This window comes from Deinococcus rubellus (assembly GCF_025244745.1).
Lineage (GTDB): Bacteria > Deinococcota > Deinococci > Deinococcales > Deinococcaceae > Deinococcus > Deinococcus rubellus.
On sequence record NZ_CP104213.1, the window covers coordinates 1576227 to 1591639 of the forward strand.

Annotated in this window: 26 protein-coding genes; 24 read left to right on the forward strand and 2 right to left on the reverse strand. The window is 62.5% G+C overall.

The window, feature by feature from the left end:
• Positions 1 to 2 precede the first annotated feature (2 nt).
• Both N0D28_RS08230 and N0D28_RS08235 read left to right on the forward strand, forming a co-directional pair.
• On the forward strand, positions 3 to 227 hold the full coding sequence (locus N0D28_RS08230) for a hypothetical protein (protein ID WP_260559054.1): 225 nt from the start codon (positions 3 to 5) through the stop codon (positions 225 to 227).
• Positions 224 to 553 carry a DUF1064 domain-containing protein gene (locus N0D28_RS08235; RefSeq protein WP_260559055.1) on the forward strand — a complete coding sequence of 110 codons (330 nt, stop codon included), beginning with the start codon at positions 224 to 226 and terminating at the stop codon, positions 551 to 553. The genes N0D28_RS08230 and N0D28_RS08235 overlap by 4 nt, the downstream gene beginning before the upstream one ends.
• Positions 554 to 659: 106 nt before the next feature.
• Here N0D28_RS08235 and N0D28_RS08240 read toward each other — a convergent pair whose 3' ends face one another.
• Positions 660 to 944, reverse strand: coding sequence for a hypothetical protein (locus N0D28_RS08240; RefSeq protein ID WP_260559056.1), 285 nt, complete (start codon positions 942 to 944; stop codon positions 660 to 662).
• Positions 941 to 1150, reverse strand: a complete 210-nt coding sequence (locus N0D28_RS08245) for a helix-turn-helix domain-containing protein (protein WP_260559057.1) — start codon at positions 1148 to 1150, stop codon at positions 941 to 943. Before N0D28_RS08245 ends, N0D28_RS08240 begins: the two co-directional genes overlap by 4 nt.
• A 137-nt stretch (positions 1151 to 1287) precedes the next feature.
• On the opposite strand from N0D28_RS08245, the gene N0D28_RS08250 reads away from it, so the two are divergent.
• The 22 genes from N0D28_RS08250 (at position 1288) to N0D28_RS08355 (ending at position 15287) form a co-directional block, all read left to right on the forward strand.
• Positions 1288 to 1746, forward strand: a complete 459-nt coding sequence (locus N0D28_RS08250; RefSeq protein ID WP_260559058.1) for a hypothetical protein — start codon at positions 1288 to 1290, stop codon at positions 1744 to 1746.
• Complete coding sequence (locus N0D28_RS08255; protein WP_260559059.1) at positions 1743 to 1988, forward strand: hypothetical protein; 246 nt, start codon at positions 1743 to 1745, stop codon at positions 1986 to 1988. Before N0D28_RS08250 ends, N0D28_RS08255 begins: the two co-directional genes overlap by 4 nt.
• Entirely contained in the window at positions 1985 to 2320 is a 336-nt protein-coding gene (locus N0D28_RS08260; RefSeq protein ID WP_260559060.1) for a hypothetical protein, read from the forward strand. Before N0D28_RS08255 ends, N0D28_RS08260 begins: the two co-directional genes overlap by 4 nt.
• Positions 2321 to 2508: 188 nt before the next feature.
• Complete coding sequence (locus N0D28_RS08265) at positions 2509 to 2883, forward strand: COG3415 family protein (RefSeq protein WP_260559061.1); 375 nt, start codon at positions 2509 to 2511, stop codon at positions 2881 to 2883.
• A gap of 149 nt (positions 2884 to 3032) precedes the next feature.
• Entirely contained in the window at positions 3033 to 3851 is an 819-nt protein-coding gene (locus N0D28_RS08270; protein WP_260559062.1) for a hypothetical protein, read from the forward strand.
• 49 nt (positions 3852 to 3900) lie between these two features.
• A complete protein-coding gene (locus N0D28_RS08275; protein WP_260559063.1) occupies positions 3901 to 5121 on the forward strand; it encodes a phage terminase large subunit family protein in 1221 nt (406 codons plus the stop codon).
• Between the two features lie 33 nt (positions 5122 to 5154).
• A complete protein-coding gene (locus tag N0D28_RS08280) occupies positions 5155 to 6912 on the forward strand; it encodes a hypothetical protein (protein ID WP_260559064.1) in 1758 nt (585 codons plus the stop codon).
• Complete coding sequence (locus N0D28_RS08285; protein ID WP_260559065.1) at positions 6896 to 7639, forward strand: minor capsid protein; 744 nt, start codon at positions 6896 to 6898, stop codon at positions 7637 to 7639. Before N0D28_RS08280 ends, N0D28_RS08285 begins: the two co-directional genes overlap by 17 nt.
• A gap of 152 nt (positions 7640 to 7791) precedes the next feature.
• The gene (locus N0D28_RS08290) at positions 7792 to 8367 is read left to right on the forward strand and encodes a DUF4145 domain-containing protein (protein ID WP_260559066.1); all 576 of its coding nucleotides are present in this window, start codon (positions 7792 to 7794) and stop codon (positions 8365 to 8367) included.
• A 71-nt stretch (positions 8368 to 8438) separates the two neighbouring features.
• A complete protein-coding gene (locus tag N0D28_RS08295) occupies positions 8439 to 8750 on the forward strand; it encodes a hypothetical protein (protein WP_260559067.1) in 312 nt (103 codons plus the stop codon).
• Positions 8751 to 8829: 79 nt separating this feature from the next.
• Positions 8830 to 9423 carry a hypothetical protein gene (locus tag N0D28_RS08300; RefSeq protein ID WP_260559068.1) on the forward strand — a complete coding sequence of 198 codons (594 nt, stop codon included), beginning with the start codon at positions 8830 to 8832 and terminating at the stop codon, positions 9421 to 9423.
• Positions 9411 to 9671 carry a hypothetical protein gene (locus tag N0D28_RS08305; RefSeq protein ID WP_260559069.1) on the forward strand — a complete coding sequence of 87 codons (261 nt, stop codon included), beginning with the start codon at positions 9411 to 9413 and terminating at the stop codon, positions 9669 to 9671. Before N0D28_RS08300 ends, N0D28_RS08305 begins: the two co-directional genes overlap by 13 nt.
• Entirely contained in the window at positions 9668 to 10105 is a 438-nt protein-coding gene (locus tag N0D28_RS08310) for a hypothetical protein (protein WP_260559070.1), read from the forward strand. The genes N0D28_RS08305 and N0D28_RS08310 overlap by 4 nt, the downstream gene beginning before the upstream one ends.
• A 10-nt stretch (positions 10106 to 10115) precedes the next feature.
• Entirely contained in the window at positions 10116 to 11252 is a 1137-nt protein-coding gene (locus N0D28_RS08315) for a major capsid protein (protein WP_260559071.1), read from the forward strand.
• A 13-nt stretch (positions 11253 to 11265) separates the two neighbouring features.
• Positions 11266 to 11868 carry a hypothetical protein gene (locus N0D28_RS08320; RefSeq protein WP_260559072.1) on the forward strand — a complete coding sequence of 201 codons (603 nt, stop codon included), beginning with the start codon at positions 11266 to 11268 and terminating at the stop codon, positions 11866 to 11868.
• A 136-nt stretch (positions 11869 to 12004) separates the two neighbouring features.
• A complete protein-coding gene (locus tag N0D28_RS08325) occupies positions 12005 to 12361 on the forward strand; it encodes a hypothetical protein (protein WP_260559073.1) in 357 nt (118 codons plus the stop codon).
• Positions 12361 to 12684, forward strand: a complete 324-nt coding sequence (locus N0D28_RS08330) for a hypothetical protein (protein ID WP_260559074.1) — start codon at positions 12361 to 12363, stop codon at positions 12682 to 12684. Before N0D28_RS08325 ends, N0D28_RS08330 begins: the two co-directional genes overlap by 1 nt.
• A complete protein-coding gene (locus N0D28_RS08335; protein WP_260559075.1) occupies positions 12681 to 13124 on the forward strand; it encodes a hypothetical protein in 444 nt (147 codons plus the stop codon). Before N0D28_RS08330 ends, N0D28_RS08335 begins: the two co-directional genes overlap by 4 nt.
• Positions 13121 to 13555 (forward strand): hypothetical protein, encoded by a 435-nt coding sequence (locus N0D28_RS08340; protein WP_260559076.1) that lies wholly within the window; start codon positions 13121 to 13123, stop codon positions 13553 to 13555. Before N0D28_RS08335 ends, N0D28_RS08340 begins: the two co-directional genes overlap by 4 nt.
• Positions 13552 to 13776, forward strand: coding sequence for a hypothetical protein (locus tag N0D28_RS08345; RefSeq protein ID WP_260559077.1), 225 nt, complete (start codon positions 13552 to 13554; stop codon positions 13774 to 13776). The genes N0D28_RS08340 and N0D28_RS08345 overlap by 4 nt, the downstream gene beginning before the upstream one ends.
• Positions 13773 to 14726 carry a phage tail tube protein gene (locus N0D28_RS08350; protein WP_260559078.1) on the forward strand — a complete coding sequence of 318 codons (954 nt, stop codon included), beginning with the start codon at positions 13773 to 13775 and terminating at the stop codon, positions 14724 to 14726. The genes N0D28_RS08345 and N0D28_RS08350 overlap by 4 nt, the downstream gene beginning before the upstream one ends.
• 84 nt (positions 14727 to 14810) lie before the next feature.
• Entirely contained in the window at positions 14811 to 15287 is a 477-nt protein-coding gene (locus tag N0D28_RS08355) for a hypothetical protein (RefSeq protein WP_260559079.1), read from the forward strand.
• Positions 15288 to 15413 lie beyond the last annotated feature (126 nt).

Consider the following 15413-nt stretch of genomic DNA (forward strand, 5'->3'; position numbering starts at 1 on the left):
AAGTGAATGATCCCGCTGCCCTTGCCCTGCTCACGGCTAGCGCCGCGAGTGCGCCCGCCTTCGAGCACCTGAGCGCTCTGCACGCTCAAGCCGGAGTCGAGTGGCACCACGCCCGCACGCTCGCCCGCCAGCTCGTCAAAGGTGGGCTGTGGGCCGTGACGGGCCGGGCTGAGCAGACGCGGTACGTCATCACGCCGGACGGCCTGGCGCTGCTGGAAGGCCAGTGAGCCGACCCTTCGCCCATCACAAGTTCAGTGCCGTTCGCACCGAGCGGGACGGGATAAGTTTTCCCAGCAAAGCCGAAGCCGCCCGCTTCGACCAGCTCAAGCTGCTGGAAAAGGCGGGCGATGTGGTGGGTTTCATGCGCCAGCCGGTGTTCTATCTGCCGGGCGGCACGCGCTACGTGGCGGACTTCCTGATCTTCTGGAGCGGGGGCCGGGTGACTGCCGAAGACGTGAAAGGCATGGAAACCGAAGGCTTCAAAATCAAGTTCCGAGAGGTCAAGGCCGCCTATCCCTGGATGGAGTTTGAGCTGTTCAAAGCTGGGCGCTAGGCTCTTTGCTTGATGGATTGATTTCAACCTACGCCACAAAGCATCAAACAAAGCCGCGCCCAGTGCGGATTCACGGGCGCGGCTTTGCGGGAAGTTTGCTTGATGACTAGTTGGATCCTCCCAGAATATCCTCAAGGGCGGGGAAATCTCCCCAACGTGCTTCCAGCAGTTCTGCCTCTATTTCACCGGGGAACCCCCGGGCAATCTGCATCAGCCTGACGGCCTCTTTCTTTGCCGCCGGATCAGGGATTTTTGCCAGGCTTAGCGCTGCCTTTTCGTGGGCTTTTTTGGCCTGAGAGGCCCGCTTGAGATAGCGCTGGTGGTCTCGTCGTAGCGTTTCGTACTGCATCAGCAGGTTTTTGTAATGGACAGGAAGATCATCGGCACTCACTTGCTGCCCTCTTTGGGCTGAATGACGATCTCCAGGCCGAGGGCGTTGAGAATCTCGGGCCAGAGGCTGCGCTGACTGGCAACCTGCTCAACCTTAAGCACCCGGCTAAGCGCTTGCGGAGTCACCTTCAATTTGCGGGCCAGGTCTGCACGGTTCATTCCTACCTCGGCAAGTGCTTTTTCTACGGCGCGTGTTGGAGTATCCATACGAATAGGTTAGCACAGACTTACCCCATAGAGTTGACATACTAAACTCTATGGGGTAACATATCCATACCAGAAACGAGCGCCTCCCTTGCGAAGTAAGCGCCCGAATCTGAGTCAAACCCCCGCAGGAGAACGACATGAAAGAGTTTACCCCCAACACCGGCACCCGCGCCCACAGCCGCACCTTCAACGTCCTGAACGTAGACCGCGAGTGCGGCGTGGTGACCGACGTGACCTACTCCACCGTCCAGCTCACCCGCGCCGATGCAGGCCTGGTGGCCGAGATCAACGGCCAGCCCGCCGAACTGGAGCGCGCCGTCGCCACCCTCCGCACTGCTGAGCGCGTCTGGCTGCTGGAAGAGGTGCTGACGCCGGTATCCCCCAAAGTGTCCGCGCCGGTCATCGGGAAGGCCGTCGCCTGTGAACTCCACCGCGAGCTGGGCCGCCTCGGCTACCGCGAGCACTACGCCCTGGCCGGTGACGTTCTGAACCGGGTGGTCCCGAGTCTGGCCGCCCTGAGTGCCGCCGAGCGTGATCTGGTCCGCGAGTACGCCTACGGGCAGCTGGGCCTGATGGTCGGCGGGTGGGCAGCATGAGCGCTCAAGCCGTCAAAGCTGCCGCAGTGCTGACGCTGCTGGCCGATCACAAGGACGCCCAGGCGGCGTTCAGGAAACTGCATCTTGGCTATCAAGCTGGTGAACTGAGTTTTGAGCGTGCTGGCCCGCTCTTTGTTGCCGATCAGGCGCGTCGGGTGGAGCTTGAACACCAGTTCGACAAGCTGACCTCCCAGCAACTGCGTGATCTTGCCACCGCACTCACCGAAGGGGGCAGCTCATGACCGTGACCTCCCCCTTCGCCCGCCTCCGCTCCCTCTCCCAGTCTCCCGAGGGCCGCGCCCAGATCCGCCGTCTGCTGACCACCCTCGCACCCCGACTGGCCCCGGCCGAGGCGGCGGCTTACCTGGGCCGCATCGATGCTGCGCCTGGGGACTGGCAGGTTCACTTCGAGGCGGCAGGGGACGCGCTCAAGGACGTGGCGGCAAAGCAGTGGGACGCCTCCCCGCCCTTGAAGGCCTCGTTCGGATCGCCGGAATGGTACGCCGAGGGAGACGCCCTCAGCAGCCAGATCGACGTCGCGCTGAATGTTCTGCTGGATGATGTGGCCGCTTGACTTCACCTGCTGCCCGCTGACCCAACCCACACGCACAGACCGCCGCCCCTCGCCGGGCGGCTTTCCCTTGCCTGATTCACCTGAATCAATGCGCCCAGACGTCCTTCCTGTGTCAGCGCACGCACCATGATGAATCAGTGACTCAGCCGGACGATTCAAGAAATCCACTCACGCCGCAGCAAGAGGAGTTGATTCTCAAGCTCGCGGCGCAGGGCCTGAGCGGGCGCAAAATCGCCGAGCGCCCAGAGATCCAGGTGAGCTACAGCTCCGTCAACCGCTTCCTCAAAGACCGCCGCCGTGAGCGCGCCGAGGCCACCAAGGACATCGTGCGCGGCCACCTTGCAGCCACCCTGCCGACGGACCTTGAGATGCTGGACAAGTTGACCCGGCGGCTGGAAGTGATGCGCCAAGATGCCGAACAGATGGGCCTGGCGGGCTTCAACATGGAAATGCAGGTGATTGACCGGCAAGTCAAAACCATTGGCCTGAAGCTCAAGTATTCGGGCGCAGATGAGGATGACTCTGCCCAGCGTTTGATCGAGGCGCTGAGCGGCGACGACTGATGCCGATTCAGCGCCGCAAGCTGTGGAAGGCGCTCGGCTACACGATTGTTTTAAGTGCGTCTGGGACGAAGAATATGCTATATTTGTATGACAAAGCTCCTCGCGGGACGGCCATCCCCAGGAGCAGTACAGACACAGGAGGTCTGCACGTGACGAATACTACCATCACATCCATTTATGGGTTGATTGACCCACGTACTCAGGAGCTGCGTTATGTCGGCAAAGCTCAAGATATGCGCCATCGGTATAGACGGCACATATCTAAGCATCATTTGGCCGATAACACGTATAAGAACCGTTGGATAAAGAGTGTTTTATCTGAAGATTTGAAGCCGGAAATGTTTCTTATAGAGCGTTGCATAGAAGAATCTTGGCGTGAAGCTGAAGTTTTCTGGATTAGCTATTTCCGTTCAATTGGTTGCCGATTGACCAATCTAGCTCCCGGCGGCGAAGGCACAGGCGGATATAAGCACTCTGAATTGGCGAGAGCGAATATGGCCGAAGCTCAGAGAAAGATTGCCCACGTGCATCGTGAAAACTCTTTGGGACGTCGCTTAAGCGTTGAAGCAAAGGGAAAAATTAGGGCCAGTAAGTTAGGGAAAGAGCGGCCCGCTGAGGTTGTGGAAAAGATAAGGGTGGCCCTCACCGGAAGAAAACAGCCTGCCGAGCTTGTAGCTCGCCGCGCTGAATCTAACAGGGGCAAGAAACACACACCCGAGCAGTGCGCCGCAATATCTAAGCGTATGACTGGGAGAAAAGCCCCCAAATCTCAAGACGCAATCGAGGCACACCGTGAATCGTGTTCAAGGCACTGGCTTCTAACCGATCCAGAAGGGTTAGAAATTGAGGTAAAAAATCTTAAAGCCTTTTGCCGTAATAACAGTCTTTCGGATGCCTCTATGGGCAGTGTGGCAAAGGGTAGACAGAAGTCGCACAAAGGTTGGAGGTGTGTAAAAATTGCCGATTAGCCGAAATCGCCTCTGGCGTGCTCTTCATTACACGCCCCACGCGGGCCAGATGCAGATGCACGCCGCGCTTGATGACCCGCAAACCCGCCGCCTGGTTTGCCTGTATGGCCGCCGCGCCGGGAAGACCCACGGCGCACGCTTCGAGAGTATCTACCAGGCCTTGCAGCCGCCCGATCAGTTCGGCCCGCCGCTCGTCTACGTCGTCAGTGACACCTACGCCCACGCCAAAGCGCTGTTCATGGCGGCGATGGTGGAATGCACAACCAAGCTGGCCCCGCTGGTGGATAAGGTCAGCCTCTCGGAGCTGACGCTGCGCTTCAAGACTGGCGCGGTGATTCAGGCCAAGAGTGCCGACAACCCCGCGAGCCTGGCGGGCGACGGCGTGAAATTCGCCATCATCGACGAGTCGGGCTTCGTTCCGAACTACGCCGTCGAGGTGCTGATGCCTGCCCTCAGTGAACGGCGCGGACAGGCGCTGGCGATCGGGACGCCGGATTACCCCAACTGGTACCGGGACTGGTTTTACGCGGGTCAGAGTGGGCAGGAAGGCCAGCGCAGTCTGCAACTGCCCACCAGCATCAACCCGTATTTTCCGAGTGAAGAACTGGAGCGGCTGGAGCGCACCATGCCCGAACGCCTCTTCAGGAAGTACTTCTTGGCCGAGTTCGTGGATGACGAAGGCGCACTCTTCAAGCGCGAGCTGCTGGCGGCGCGCCTGATCCTGCCCGCCCCCGAAGACCCACAAGCGGACCACAGCTACGTCGCCGGGGTGGATCTGGGCCGGGCGGTGGATTACACCGTGGTCAGCATTCTGGACAGCAGCGTGACGCCTGCCCGCCAGGTGAAGCTGGCCCGCTGGCGCGGCGAGACGTGGGAGCGCAGCGTCAGCCGGGTGGCGGCACTGCTCAGGCAATACAACAACGCCCGCGCCACCGTGGACGCCACCGGCCTGGGCGATCCGGTGTTCGAACTGCTCCGCAAGGAATACGACAACGCCACTGCCTTCAAGTTCACTGCCCAGAGCAAACCGCCGTTGGTGGAAGGCCTGGCGCTGGCCCTGGAGCGCGGCATGGTGAACCTGCTCGCCGATGAAGCCCAGCGCGGCGAGATGGCTGCATTTCAGGCCAAAAGCACCGCCACGGGTGTGCGGTATGAAGCGCCCAGCGGTCTGCATGACGACATCGTGATTGCCAACGCGCTGGCCGTGAAGAGCCTGCTGTATCAGCCGCCTGAGCTGTTCATCCCCGGCACGTACTCCCAGTCCTTCTAGTCCGGCTGTCATGCCGCCTGACACGCTAGGACCATGCCCGATGCTGCCGCGCCCGTCTCTCTGATTAAAGTTCTGACCCCGCTTGGGCTGGCCAGGCGACAGCAACAGGCCCGCGTTGGAAGGTCTGACCTGCAACTCAGCGCGGCGCTGATTCGAGATGACCACTGGAATGGATCGCGGGGTTGGACCGGCCCGCTCCCCAGATACGACGGCAGCCCCGACAGCGGCGCGAACGTCGCCCGCGTCACTGCCGAAATCGAGCGCACCTTCATCAGCCGCAACCTGCCCCTGAACGTGGTGCAGCGCCACGTGAACGGCATCGCAGGCCGGGAGCCGCTGTGGAGCGTCACACCGAAACGCAAACTGCCCAAAGGCGGCAAGCCCAACGCGGCTGAACAGAAGCTGGTCGACGAGTTCACCGACGCCCTCAGCAGTTGGTGGGACAACTCGGGCGTGTGGCTGAGCATCCAGAAGGCACTGACCACCGCCCTGTGGAGCGAACGGGGCACGCTGCGCCTGTTCGTGCCCCGCAGCAAGCTGGAAGCCAACGTGACCGACGGCGAAGGCAACTCCGGCCCCGGCGTACCCGGCGGCCTGACCTTAGCGGACGCCCTGGGCTTCATCAGCGTCCAGGCCCCAAGCTGGGACGCGGCAGGCGTGGTCAGGGACATCGAAGGCCGGGTGAACTCGGCTTACTTCCACTACAAGGACGCGATGGGCCTCCCATTCTGGGAGATTCAAGAGCGCCTACCAAACGGAATGACCAAAGTCACGCCCGCCAGCATGGGCCAGGACAACGACCCCAGCGACACCTACCCCGTGCCGGATCTGCTGCTGTTCGAGGTCAAACTCGACCCGCTCATCACCGAAAGCGTGCGCCGCCTCTCGCTGTTCGCGGACAAGACCATGACGATGGGCAGTCGCAACATCGACCTGGGCGGATTCGTTGAGCGCACCATTCTGAATGCCCAAATGCCCGGTCAGTGGGTCAAGGACTCGGCGGCTCCAGGCGGTCAGAAGTTTGTGCCGAGCTCTTACAACACTGGGTCAGGCGTGACGAACTTCCTGAACGGCGTGGCCATCATGGTCAAGGATGAGGCGACGGGCAAGCTGGTTCCCTCCGGCAACTTCTCCACCCCGTCCGTCCAGTACAAAGACCCAAGCGGCTGGGGCGTGTTCGGCGAGACGTTCGATGAAGTGCGGGAGGCCATCTTCGACGAGGCCAAGCAGCTGCACGTCCTGATGACCGGCGACGGGCGCGTGAACGGCGTCAGCCGCATTCAGGCGGTGCAGGATTTCATCAGCAGCCTGGAACCGACCCGCATGGCCCTTGAGCAGCTGGTCCGCTGGGTCATCAATACCGTGCTGCGCCTCGGCTTGCACTTCATTGGTCGACGCCCGGAGTACGACGCTTTCCACGCCACGGTGCAGGCCCGCATGAGTGCTGTGCAGCCCACGCCTGCCGAGGTGGATACGGCCCTGAAGCTGCATGAAGGGGGCGTGATAAGCCTCGAATCGGTTCATGCTCGAATCGGCGTGGAAGATAGCCAAGCGGAGAGAGAGCGCATGGCCATTGAGGGAATCACGCCCGCACTGGCCCTCAAGATTCTGGCGGCGGCCCCAGCCTGGGTTGGCTTGAAGGCGCTCCAACTTGCCTTCCCAGCCTTGCTCATCTCAGACAGCCAAGTGGAAGAGCAGCGGCAGGCAGACTTGGGCGGCGCTGCTCCAGTCAACCTGGCAGACCTGAACGCGCTTGACGGCGCGGCCCTGGACAATGCCCCAAACCCCTGAAGCCCGCCGCCTCATCGCCCTGGCCCGCAAGCGGGAAGACGGCCACCTGGACGCCGCACGGGGCGCGGTCCTGCGCCAGTTCCGCAAAGTGGCACTCAAGGCCGCTGAGGCCGAGCTGACCCGCGTGCTGGCCCTGCCGCCGGGCAGACGCCGCGCAAGCCTGCCGCTGGTGCTGCGCCGCATCGACGAGGCCATGACTGCTACCCGGACGCCGCCCGCTGAGCTGACGGCAGTGCTGAAGCGGGCCGTGCGGGACAGAATCTTAACTTCTGACGATCTTGTTAAACTTTTGGATTCCAGCTTGAAACTGAATGATCCGGCCAGCTTGCAGGTGAAGGCAGTCGACCGGCAAAGGGCAGCCATGAATAAGTATTGGCAAACCGAGACTGTCCGTTTCCGCAATGACTCGGCTCAGACGGTCAGGGAAGCCCTGCGGCTGGGTCTCACGCCCGAGAAGGCGGCTGACTTGCTGCAAGCCCGCCTGGGCGTTCACAGAAGCCGGGCGGTGCTGATTGCCCAGGATCAGATGCTGACGGCGGCGAGTCGGGCCGGGATAGACCGTCTGAAGACGCTGGGCGTGAAGCAGTTCCAGTGGGAAACCCAGCAGGACAGGCGAGTACGTGCGGCCCATCAGGCCTTGCAAGGCCGGGTGTTCACGTGGCGGAGTGCGCCGGAACTGCCAGGACAGGCGGTGATGTGTCGGTGCTGGGCTGCACCTGTCACCTGAGCGGACAAGCTGGAAGCACGAAAACCGAAGGCCAACTACTGGTAAATTAACGTATGCAGCGGCTTCCAATAACGGTTGTTACGAGATGGGCTCCAGGACAAAATCCCAGCAAGCCTGTCAATGTCAGCATCATCTGTGGGCATTGCAAGCAGATGACGGCTCTTGATACATCTAGTAGCAATTGGTACGGTGAACACACTTGGCTTTTCACTACGAGATGTCCCAATCCACGGTGCAATAACCCTATAAGACTTTTTGGATTTGGTACAGACCAAAATGGTCGGCTTGCCGAAATTTATATGGAGTCTGCAATCACCATTGAGAGACAGCCAATAAGCGGATTAGATTTGGTTCCTGATCGTGTCAAACAATCATATCTTGATACTATCGCGACTCTGAACGCAAATATACCTAGTGCAGTAGCGACTCTCGCCAGAAGAACATTAGAGGGCGTCGTGAAATTAGCATATAGCGATCCGAGTGCCACTAGAGATAAGACCCTGTATAAAGTTATAGAAGGGCTTCCCGAAAACGCCAATCTTGATGCCCCCATACTTGCTCTAGCACATGCTATGCGCGAGGGCGGAAACCTAGGTGCCCATTTTGACCTTGACCAAGAGACGGATCAGGCCATGGCTGTGCAAATGGTTGAGCTTCTTGAAAACTTGATTGAATACTTATATGTCATCCCGCATAGAGTTCAACGACTCAAAGATTCGTTTACCTGAAATCTATTCAGGTTCTGCCGCCCCACTGGGCGGTTTTCACTTGGTGTCAGACCGCACGGAATCCTGGGGGCATGAACCCTTCCATCGGACGGATCGTGCACTACGTTCTCTCAGCCCAAGATGCCGACCAGATCAACCGCCGCCGCACTACCGGGCCGAGCATAGCCGAGCGCATCAAGGATGAGCAGTGGCCCCTAGGAGCGCAAGCGCACATCGGCAACCGCGCCGAGGAAGGCCAGCACGTCGCGGCCATTGTGGTGAACGTCTTCGGGCCAGCAACTTGCAACCTCCAGTGTTTCTTGGACGGCAATGACGTTTTCTGGGCCACCTCACAGCTTGAAGGCTCCGCTCCCAGTACTTGGCACCGGCCTGAGCGGGAGTAAAACCCAGCACTGACCCCAGCCGCCCCTCACCGGGCGGTTTTCGCTGCCAGGGTGTCACACGCTCTTCCAGACTGCTTGCATGACCAGCAAGGCTGTCACCGCCCCCACCAACCCGCACGGCGGGGCCACCCTCTCCGCGCTCTACAGCACCGGCTGGGGCCTCTTTGGGCCAGCTCCGACCCTCTGGGAAGGCGGCAGCCCCGCCGAACCTGGGAACGCACCCGCAACGCCCGCCCAGCCCGCTGCTCAGCCAGCGGCTCCGGCGCAGCCCAGCGGCGGCGACATCGCTCGCAGCCTGCAAAACCTGATCGACCGGCAAGGCGGGAGTGACCGGGCCGCGCAGCTCCTGTTCGACGAGAACCGCGAGTACCGCACCCGGATTCGCACCCTCGAAGGCCAGCTCCCCGCGCAAGGCGCAACCGTGCTGACCCCGAGCAGACCCAGCAGTGGACCGCCTACCAGGCCATCAACGCTGACCCCGTCGCCCTCCGCACCCAGCTTGAGCAAGGCTCAGCGGCAGTGCAGCGCGAGACGGGCCGCACCCTGGCCGACGCTTCCGGCGCGAACCCAGACGTCCTCTCTGACCGTCTGCGCGTGGCTGGCCTGCGGGCCGAGGTGCGCGAGATCCCAGCAGAAGGCGCGAACCCCGCACGGCGGGAAGTGCGCGTCCTGAACGCCGAGGGAGCCGATCAGGGCGAACTGCGGACCTACGCCCAGCAGCACTGGACGGCCTTCATGCCCGCCCTCTTCCCAGCCAGCCAGCCGCCGCAAGGCACGGTCATCACTGGGCAAAGCGGTGCAGGCAGCCAGCCCGCCCCCACCGGCAACGCCATTCAGGACGCCCTGGGCCGCCGCGCCCCGAGTGCTGAGCGCGTTGTTGTCGATCCCTTCGCCACACCCTCCACAGGAGCTAAACCGTGAGTAGAACTGTGACCACCTACGGCCTCGGCGTGAAGTTTACCGCCGACGAACAGAGCCTCCAGCGCATCGCCCTCGGCGGCACCGTCAAGCTCGCCAGCTTCACCGACGCCAAATTCGGCACGGCGGGCAACCGCGTGATTCCGGCTGGAACGGTCGTTATCCGCGACACCGACAAGAGCCTCATTCCCGCTGCTGGCACCGAAGCCGCCGGGAAAGCGTTCCTGATGGCCTCGGACATCGTGGAAGCCCCCCTGCCCGGCACGTCGCGCGGCTCTGATCTGACCACCGGCCTGTACGCAGGCGGCGTGATCTACGAGGACCAGCTTCCTGACGCCATCGGCACGCCCAAAGTGCTCAGCGCTGGCTTGAAAACCGCGCTCGGCTCCAACTTCATCTTCCAAGCCAGTCAGGGCAGCCTGATTGTGACGGTCTAAGGGAGCGTTCGTGAACCCATTCCAGGCAGCCCTGGCCCGCATCACTTCGGGCCTGAATCAGTACATCGCCACACGGCCCATCGCCCTCTCGAATCTCTACCTGGCCAACTTCCTGCCGCCGGTCAGCAGCACCCTGGCCGAGATCCAGACGGGCAGCTTCCGCATCGTCACCGAACCCGCCGCTCTGACCGCTGTGGACAGCCCCTACGCGAAGATCGGCAGCTTGCAGATGGTCAGCTTCACCGGGACCACCTTCAAGATCACGGCGGAAAGCAAGCTGAACGAATCCTTGCAGGACGCCATGCACGCCCGCGCCAACGCTGCCATCATGCGCGGCGCGATGCAGCAAGGGGCCGTCGCCCTGAACAGCGGCACCAATCCGCAGGCGGTCTACGAGAACTTCATCAGTCGCGTGGTCGAAGACGGCCTGCTGCTGGCCCTCGATTACGGCGAGGAGGTCTTCCGGGCGCAGGCGCTGGCGTACGGTAAGATCCAGGTCAAGGACTCCAAGACCGGGAACGGCGTGGACCTCGATTTCAGCGTGCCTGCCGATTACAAGGTGAGCCGCACTGGGACTGCCGCGTACGACAAGCCGGGCAGCTTGTTCTGGACTGACGTGCAGGACGCCCGCGCCAAGCTGCGCCAGGAGCCGATGGGGATTACCGACCCCACGACCTTCACCGCGATTGTCAACAACCCGGCGAACGGCATCATCGTTCGCAGCCGCACGCAGACCAGCCCCACCGTGATCCGCTACGAGCTGAGCCAGGCGGGCACGAACGCGGACGGCACCTTCAACCGCTCCAGTCAGTCGCTTGACGTGCTGAAATCCGTCACGCTCACCACCTACGCGGGCAAAGGCGACGCGCCGGACGCGCCCTACTTCTGGCCTTCTGGCCGGGTGACCTTCATGCGCTCCTCGGCGCGTGAGGTGGAGCTGATCGACGGGCAGATCGTGCGCGGCGCGCTCGGCGTGACCCACATCGGCCCCAACACCGAGGCTGGGCAGCAGAGCACCCGCTTTGCGAACATCTACATCCCGCAGGGGGCCGAGTACGAAGTCATTGGCAAGGCCAGCGAAGACCTGATGCCGTACATCGAAGAGGCCCGCAATCTGTACTTGTGCGCCACCGAGATCGGGGTCTGAGATGGGCGTCAAGGTGACGAACATTCCTGGGGCCTACGCTTACGAAGGCAAGAGCTACGGCCCCTTCAGCGCCACGAACAAGAAAGGGTTCGTGGAAGTGCCCGCCGAGCTGGCGGCCAGTTTGAATTTGCCCTTGCACGAGAGCGAGCTGGACCCAGCGCAGGATGAGATTCAGCCGGAGGGCGCGGACATTCAGGAGTTGCTGGACGCCAACCACAGCTTGAAGGCGGATCTGGACAAGGCCAATTCAGAACTGGCCTTGCTTCAGGACATTCGCGGTGGCCAGGGCAACATCATTCAGGGCTATATCACTGAAGTGGCCGACCTGAAAGCCAAGCTGGACAGTACCCACGAAGGCGCGGCCCAGCTTGGAGCGGCCCGGAATGCGGTGCAAGCCGAGCTGGAATCTACCCAGTCTGATTTCATCCGGTATCAGAACGATCTGCCCGGCCTCAAGGCCCGCGTGGCTGAGTTGGAAGCGGGCGCGGCTGCTGAGCCTGAAAGCGTGCTGGACGCAAGCGCACCAGATGACCACGGCGTCGCAAAACCCGACGCTATCAACCCGCCCCCCGAGGCCAGCAAGCCCGCCAAACCAGCGAAAGGCGGCGCGAAATGAGCGTCACCGATCCCAACGGCACTCAGCGCTGCCCGACTTGCTACAGAGACATGCAGCGGTATCTGGGCGGTCTCTGGATTTGCCAGAACTGCCATATCACCAGGCCCGCCGCTGCGCCTGAGAAGGTCAGCGAAGCATGAACCCGCCCTTGCCCTCTGCCGAGGCCCTGACGCACCTCACCGATGCGCTGGGCGTCAATTACGCCGCACCTACTGACCAGGACACGCTCACCCGTGCGTTGTCAGTGGACGGCGTGACGGTGGAGGGCGTCTTCTACGCCCGGCCCTGGGCCACTGCCGCCCGATTGATTGCCGACAACACCGAATACGAGGTTGGCGGTGAGCTGAACGCGCAGATCGACAGGAAGCTGAAGACGCTGCTCCGCACTCAGCTCAGTCTGGACGCGGCGCAGGGGATCAGCGCCTATGTGCCGTCTCAGGTGCAGGCGTGGCCCCCGATGGGCGGCCCGGTGAATAACGAAGAGGTCTGGTAATGGCTATCGACGCCCGGCCCTTCCTGACACTCACCGACGCGAGTGGTGGCACCATCCGTTGCTCAAGGCCAAAGCTGATACCGCTCACCCTCGGTGTCAGCTCCGGGCGCGGCGGAGTGGCCGCCGACACGCCCACGCACACCGTAGACGTGTACGTGGCCCTCGGCACGCCCCCTGCTGGCCTGGAAGACAACGCCCTGGTCACGGTGGACGTGGAGCCCGGCAAGCTCCAGACCTTCAGGATTCTGCGCAACGGCATCGGCAAGAAGGCCGGGACGTGGAAGCTGTACGTGCGGACGGAAGAAGACGAGGTGCTGGCGTGACCAAGAGCAGCGCCAGCTTGCGTATTCCCGCTTGGGTAAAAAAGCTGGACGCCATCCCCGCGCAAGCTGCTCAGGATGCGCTCGGCGAGGCCCGCAAGTTCCTGCAAGCCGAGATGAAAAAGAACCTCAGCAAAGGCGGGCCGAGTGGTTTGCGCGTCCGTTCGGGTCGCCTGATCCGCTCGGTTCGGACCTACCTCAAAAAGACTCCAACCGGCGGCGACCTGAGCTTGGGCATGGCCTTTTATGGCTGGGTGCATGACCGTGGCGCAGTCATCCAGGCCAAGACGCCACGGGGCCTGTTCTTCCGCACTGCGGGCGGCTTCCGGCGCGTCATGCGCGTTGTCCTCCCTGAGCGCCGCTTTGCCCGTGACGCGCTGGACGCCACCCGCAAGGTGTTTCCGCAATACCTGGCACAAGCCCTGAAGGCGGCGGCCAAATGATCGTTCTGAACTTCATCCAGGCGCTCAAAGCTGAGCTTCAGACCAGCTTCCCTCAGTACACCGTGCTTGCCCGTGAGCCGATTGAAGGGGAACTGAAGGCCAGCAACGCTGAGCGGCAACTTTGGATCACCACCGAGGGCTTCGACTCCGGCGAGGACGTGGCCGATCAGGGCTACAGCACCGAGATCCGCGTGCCGGTGTTCGTCAGCATCGTCATTCAGCGGCCCAAAACCGAAGCCGCCACCATCGCCGCCCTGACCCGCCGTCTGAACGTGGTGCAGGCCTGCCAGCGGGCCGCCCGCGCCTTCAACCATCAGGAGTCAGGCGCTCTGGTCAACTTTATGCAGGAACAGCCGCTCATCGTCGAGGGCTTTCTGGTGAGCGTGACCCATCTGGACATCGAATACGACCTGGGAGCGGAGGACGAATGAAAAAGCATTACCGATATGACGGAGAGGCGACGGGTTTTCTACCCGGCATCGGCAGCGTGGAACCCGGCACGGTCATCGAAGCCACCAGCGACAGCCACGAAGCGGCCATCAAAGCCAGCGGGCACTTCAAGCTGGACCGCCCACACAAGGAAGAGGCCGCGCTCGACAAGCCCAAAGCGGAACCCAAAGCCGAAGACAGCGGCAAAGGTGGTAAGAAATGAGCACCCCCAGACTCGGCAAATACGGAGCCATCGCTATTGCCCTTCAGACGGCAGTGGGCACGCCAGCAACGGCCCCCACCAACACCCTGCGGACCACCGCGTTCGGCAACCCCATGCCCGAATACACCTACACCAATGATGAAATTGCCGACGGGACCATCTTCGAGACTGGCGAGCAGCTTCAGGGTGTGGCCGCCTCGCAGCGTCAGATCACGGCGCAGGCCACCCTGGCCGACTTGCCGCTGCTGCTGACCGCCATGCTGGGCACGCCTGCTGCCGCTTCCGGAACCCCGCCCCAGGCCAAGCTGATTCCGCGCCTGGATGACTTCGCGGCCCTCGCGCCGGGCCAGCCGCTGACGGTGTGGCAGCCGCACCCGGTCAGGAACAGCCTGTTCACCGACGTGCAGATCAGCTCCATCGTCATCACCATCAGCAACCGCGCCACCGCGACGGTGCAGGTGACGCTGAATACCACCCGCGTCAGTCCGCTCGGCACGGTGCCGGTGCTGCCTGCGGTGAGCAATACCGAGCTGGCGAAGTTCATGAACTTCTTCGTCAAGTACGCCGCCGCGACGGTGCTGCCCACCGAGGCCACCATCACGATCACGCAGCCGATGGAAGCCGAGGACGCCGCGCAGGGCCTGGACGCCACCAACAACCTGTACGCGGTGGGTTGGAGCCGCAGCGGGGCGCTCTCGGCAATGGTCAACATCCGGGTGGGTGCGGCCAGCACACCAGACGCCCTGCGGGACGCTTACGAGAGCGGGGCCGACGCGGTGCTGGAAGCCGGGTTCAAGATTGGGGCCAAGGAGCTGAGCGTCAAATTCCCACACTCGCGGGTCAGCACCTTCGTCCCGGACGGCGGCCTGGGCCGGATCGTGGTCCCCATCGACATCAAAGCCACGAGCAACGCAGGTGCGCCGACGTTCGAGTGGAACTTGCCCGGCTAAACCCGCCTCACTGCCCACCTCGCGCCCGGCCTCACCGCTGGGCGCGTTTCCTTTGGGTGTCACTCGCCCCGTGAGACTGACAGCATGACCAACCCGCACCCCGCGCTCAAACTCAAAGGCTTCACCAAGACCGTCACGCTCAGCACCGGCATTGACGTCATCATCAAGAAGCTGAACATCGAGGCGTACACCATGGACGCCGCCCGGCACGTCATGAGCACGCCTGCCCTGCTCACGGCGGCAGGTGAGTACGCCAAAGAGAGCGCGGCGGCCATTGAGTCCGTCGATGGCCAGGCCCCCACCATGAGCCGCGAGCAAATGCTCGAAACGAGCCTCCAGATTCAGGAGAAGCTGCTGCGGGGCGCGCTGATCGAACCGAAGCTGGAAGCGCTCGTTGAGCTGTACGGCGGCAGTCTGGAGGAACCCGACTACGGCCTGGGGCCGGACCTGACGGTGCTGCTGGAAGCGGTGCAGGCGTTCAGCGCCCCCGACAAGAAGGTGGTCGCCCAGGCGGAAGCGTTTCCTGACAAGGCACGCGGTAAGCCTGCACGCACTGGCTAAGTCCTACGGATGCCGCCCGCACTTGCTGCTGACGATCAATGGGGCTGAGCCTCACGAGCTGCTGGCCTTCGACACGGCGATCATGCTCTGGGCAAACGCGGTGGAAGGAGAGCGGCAGTATCACGA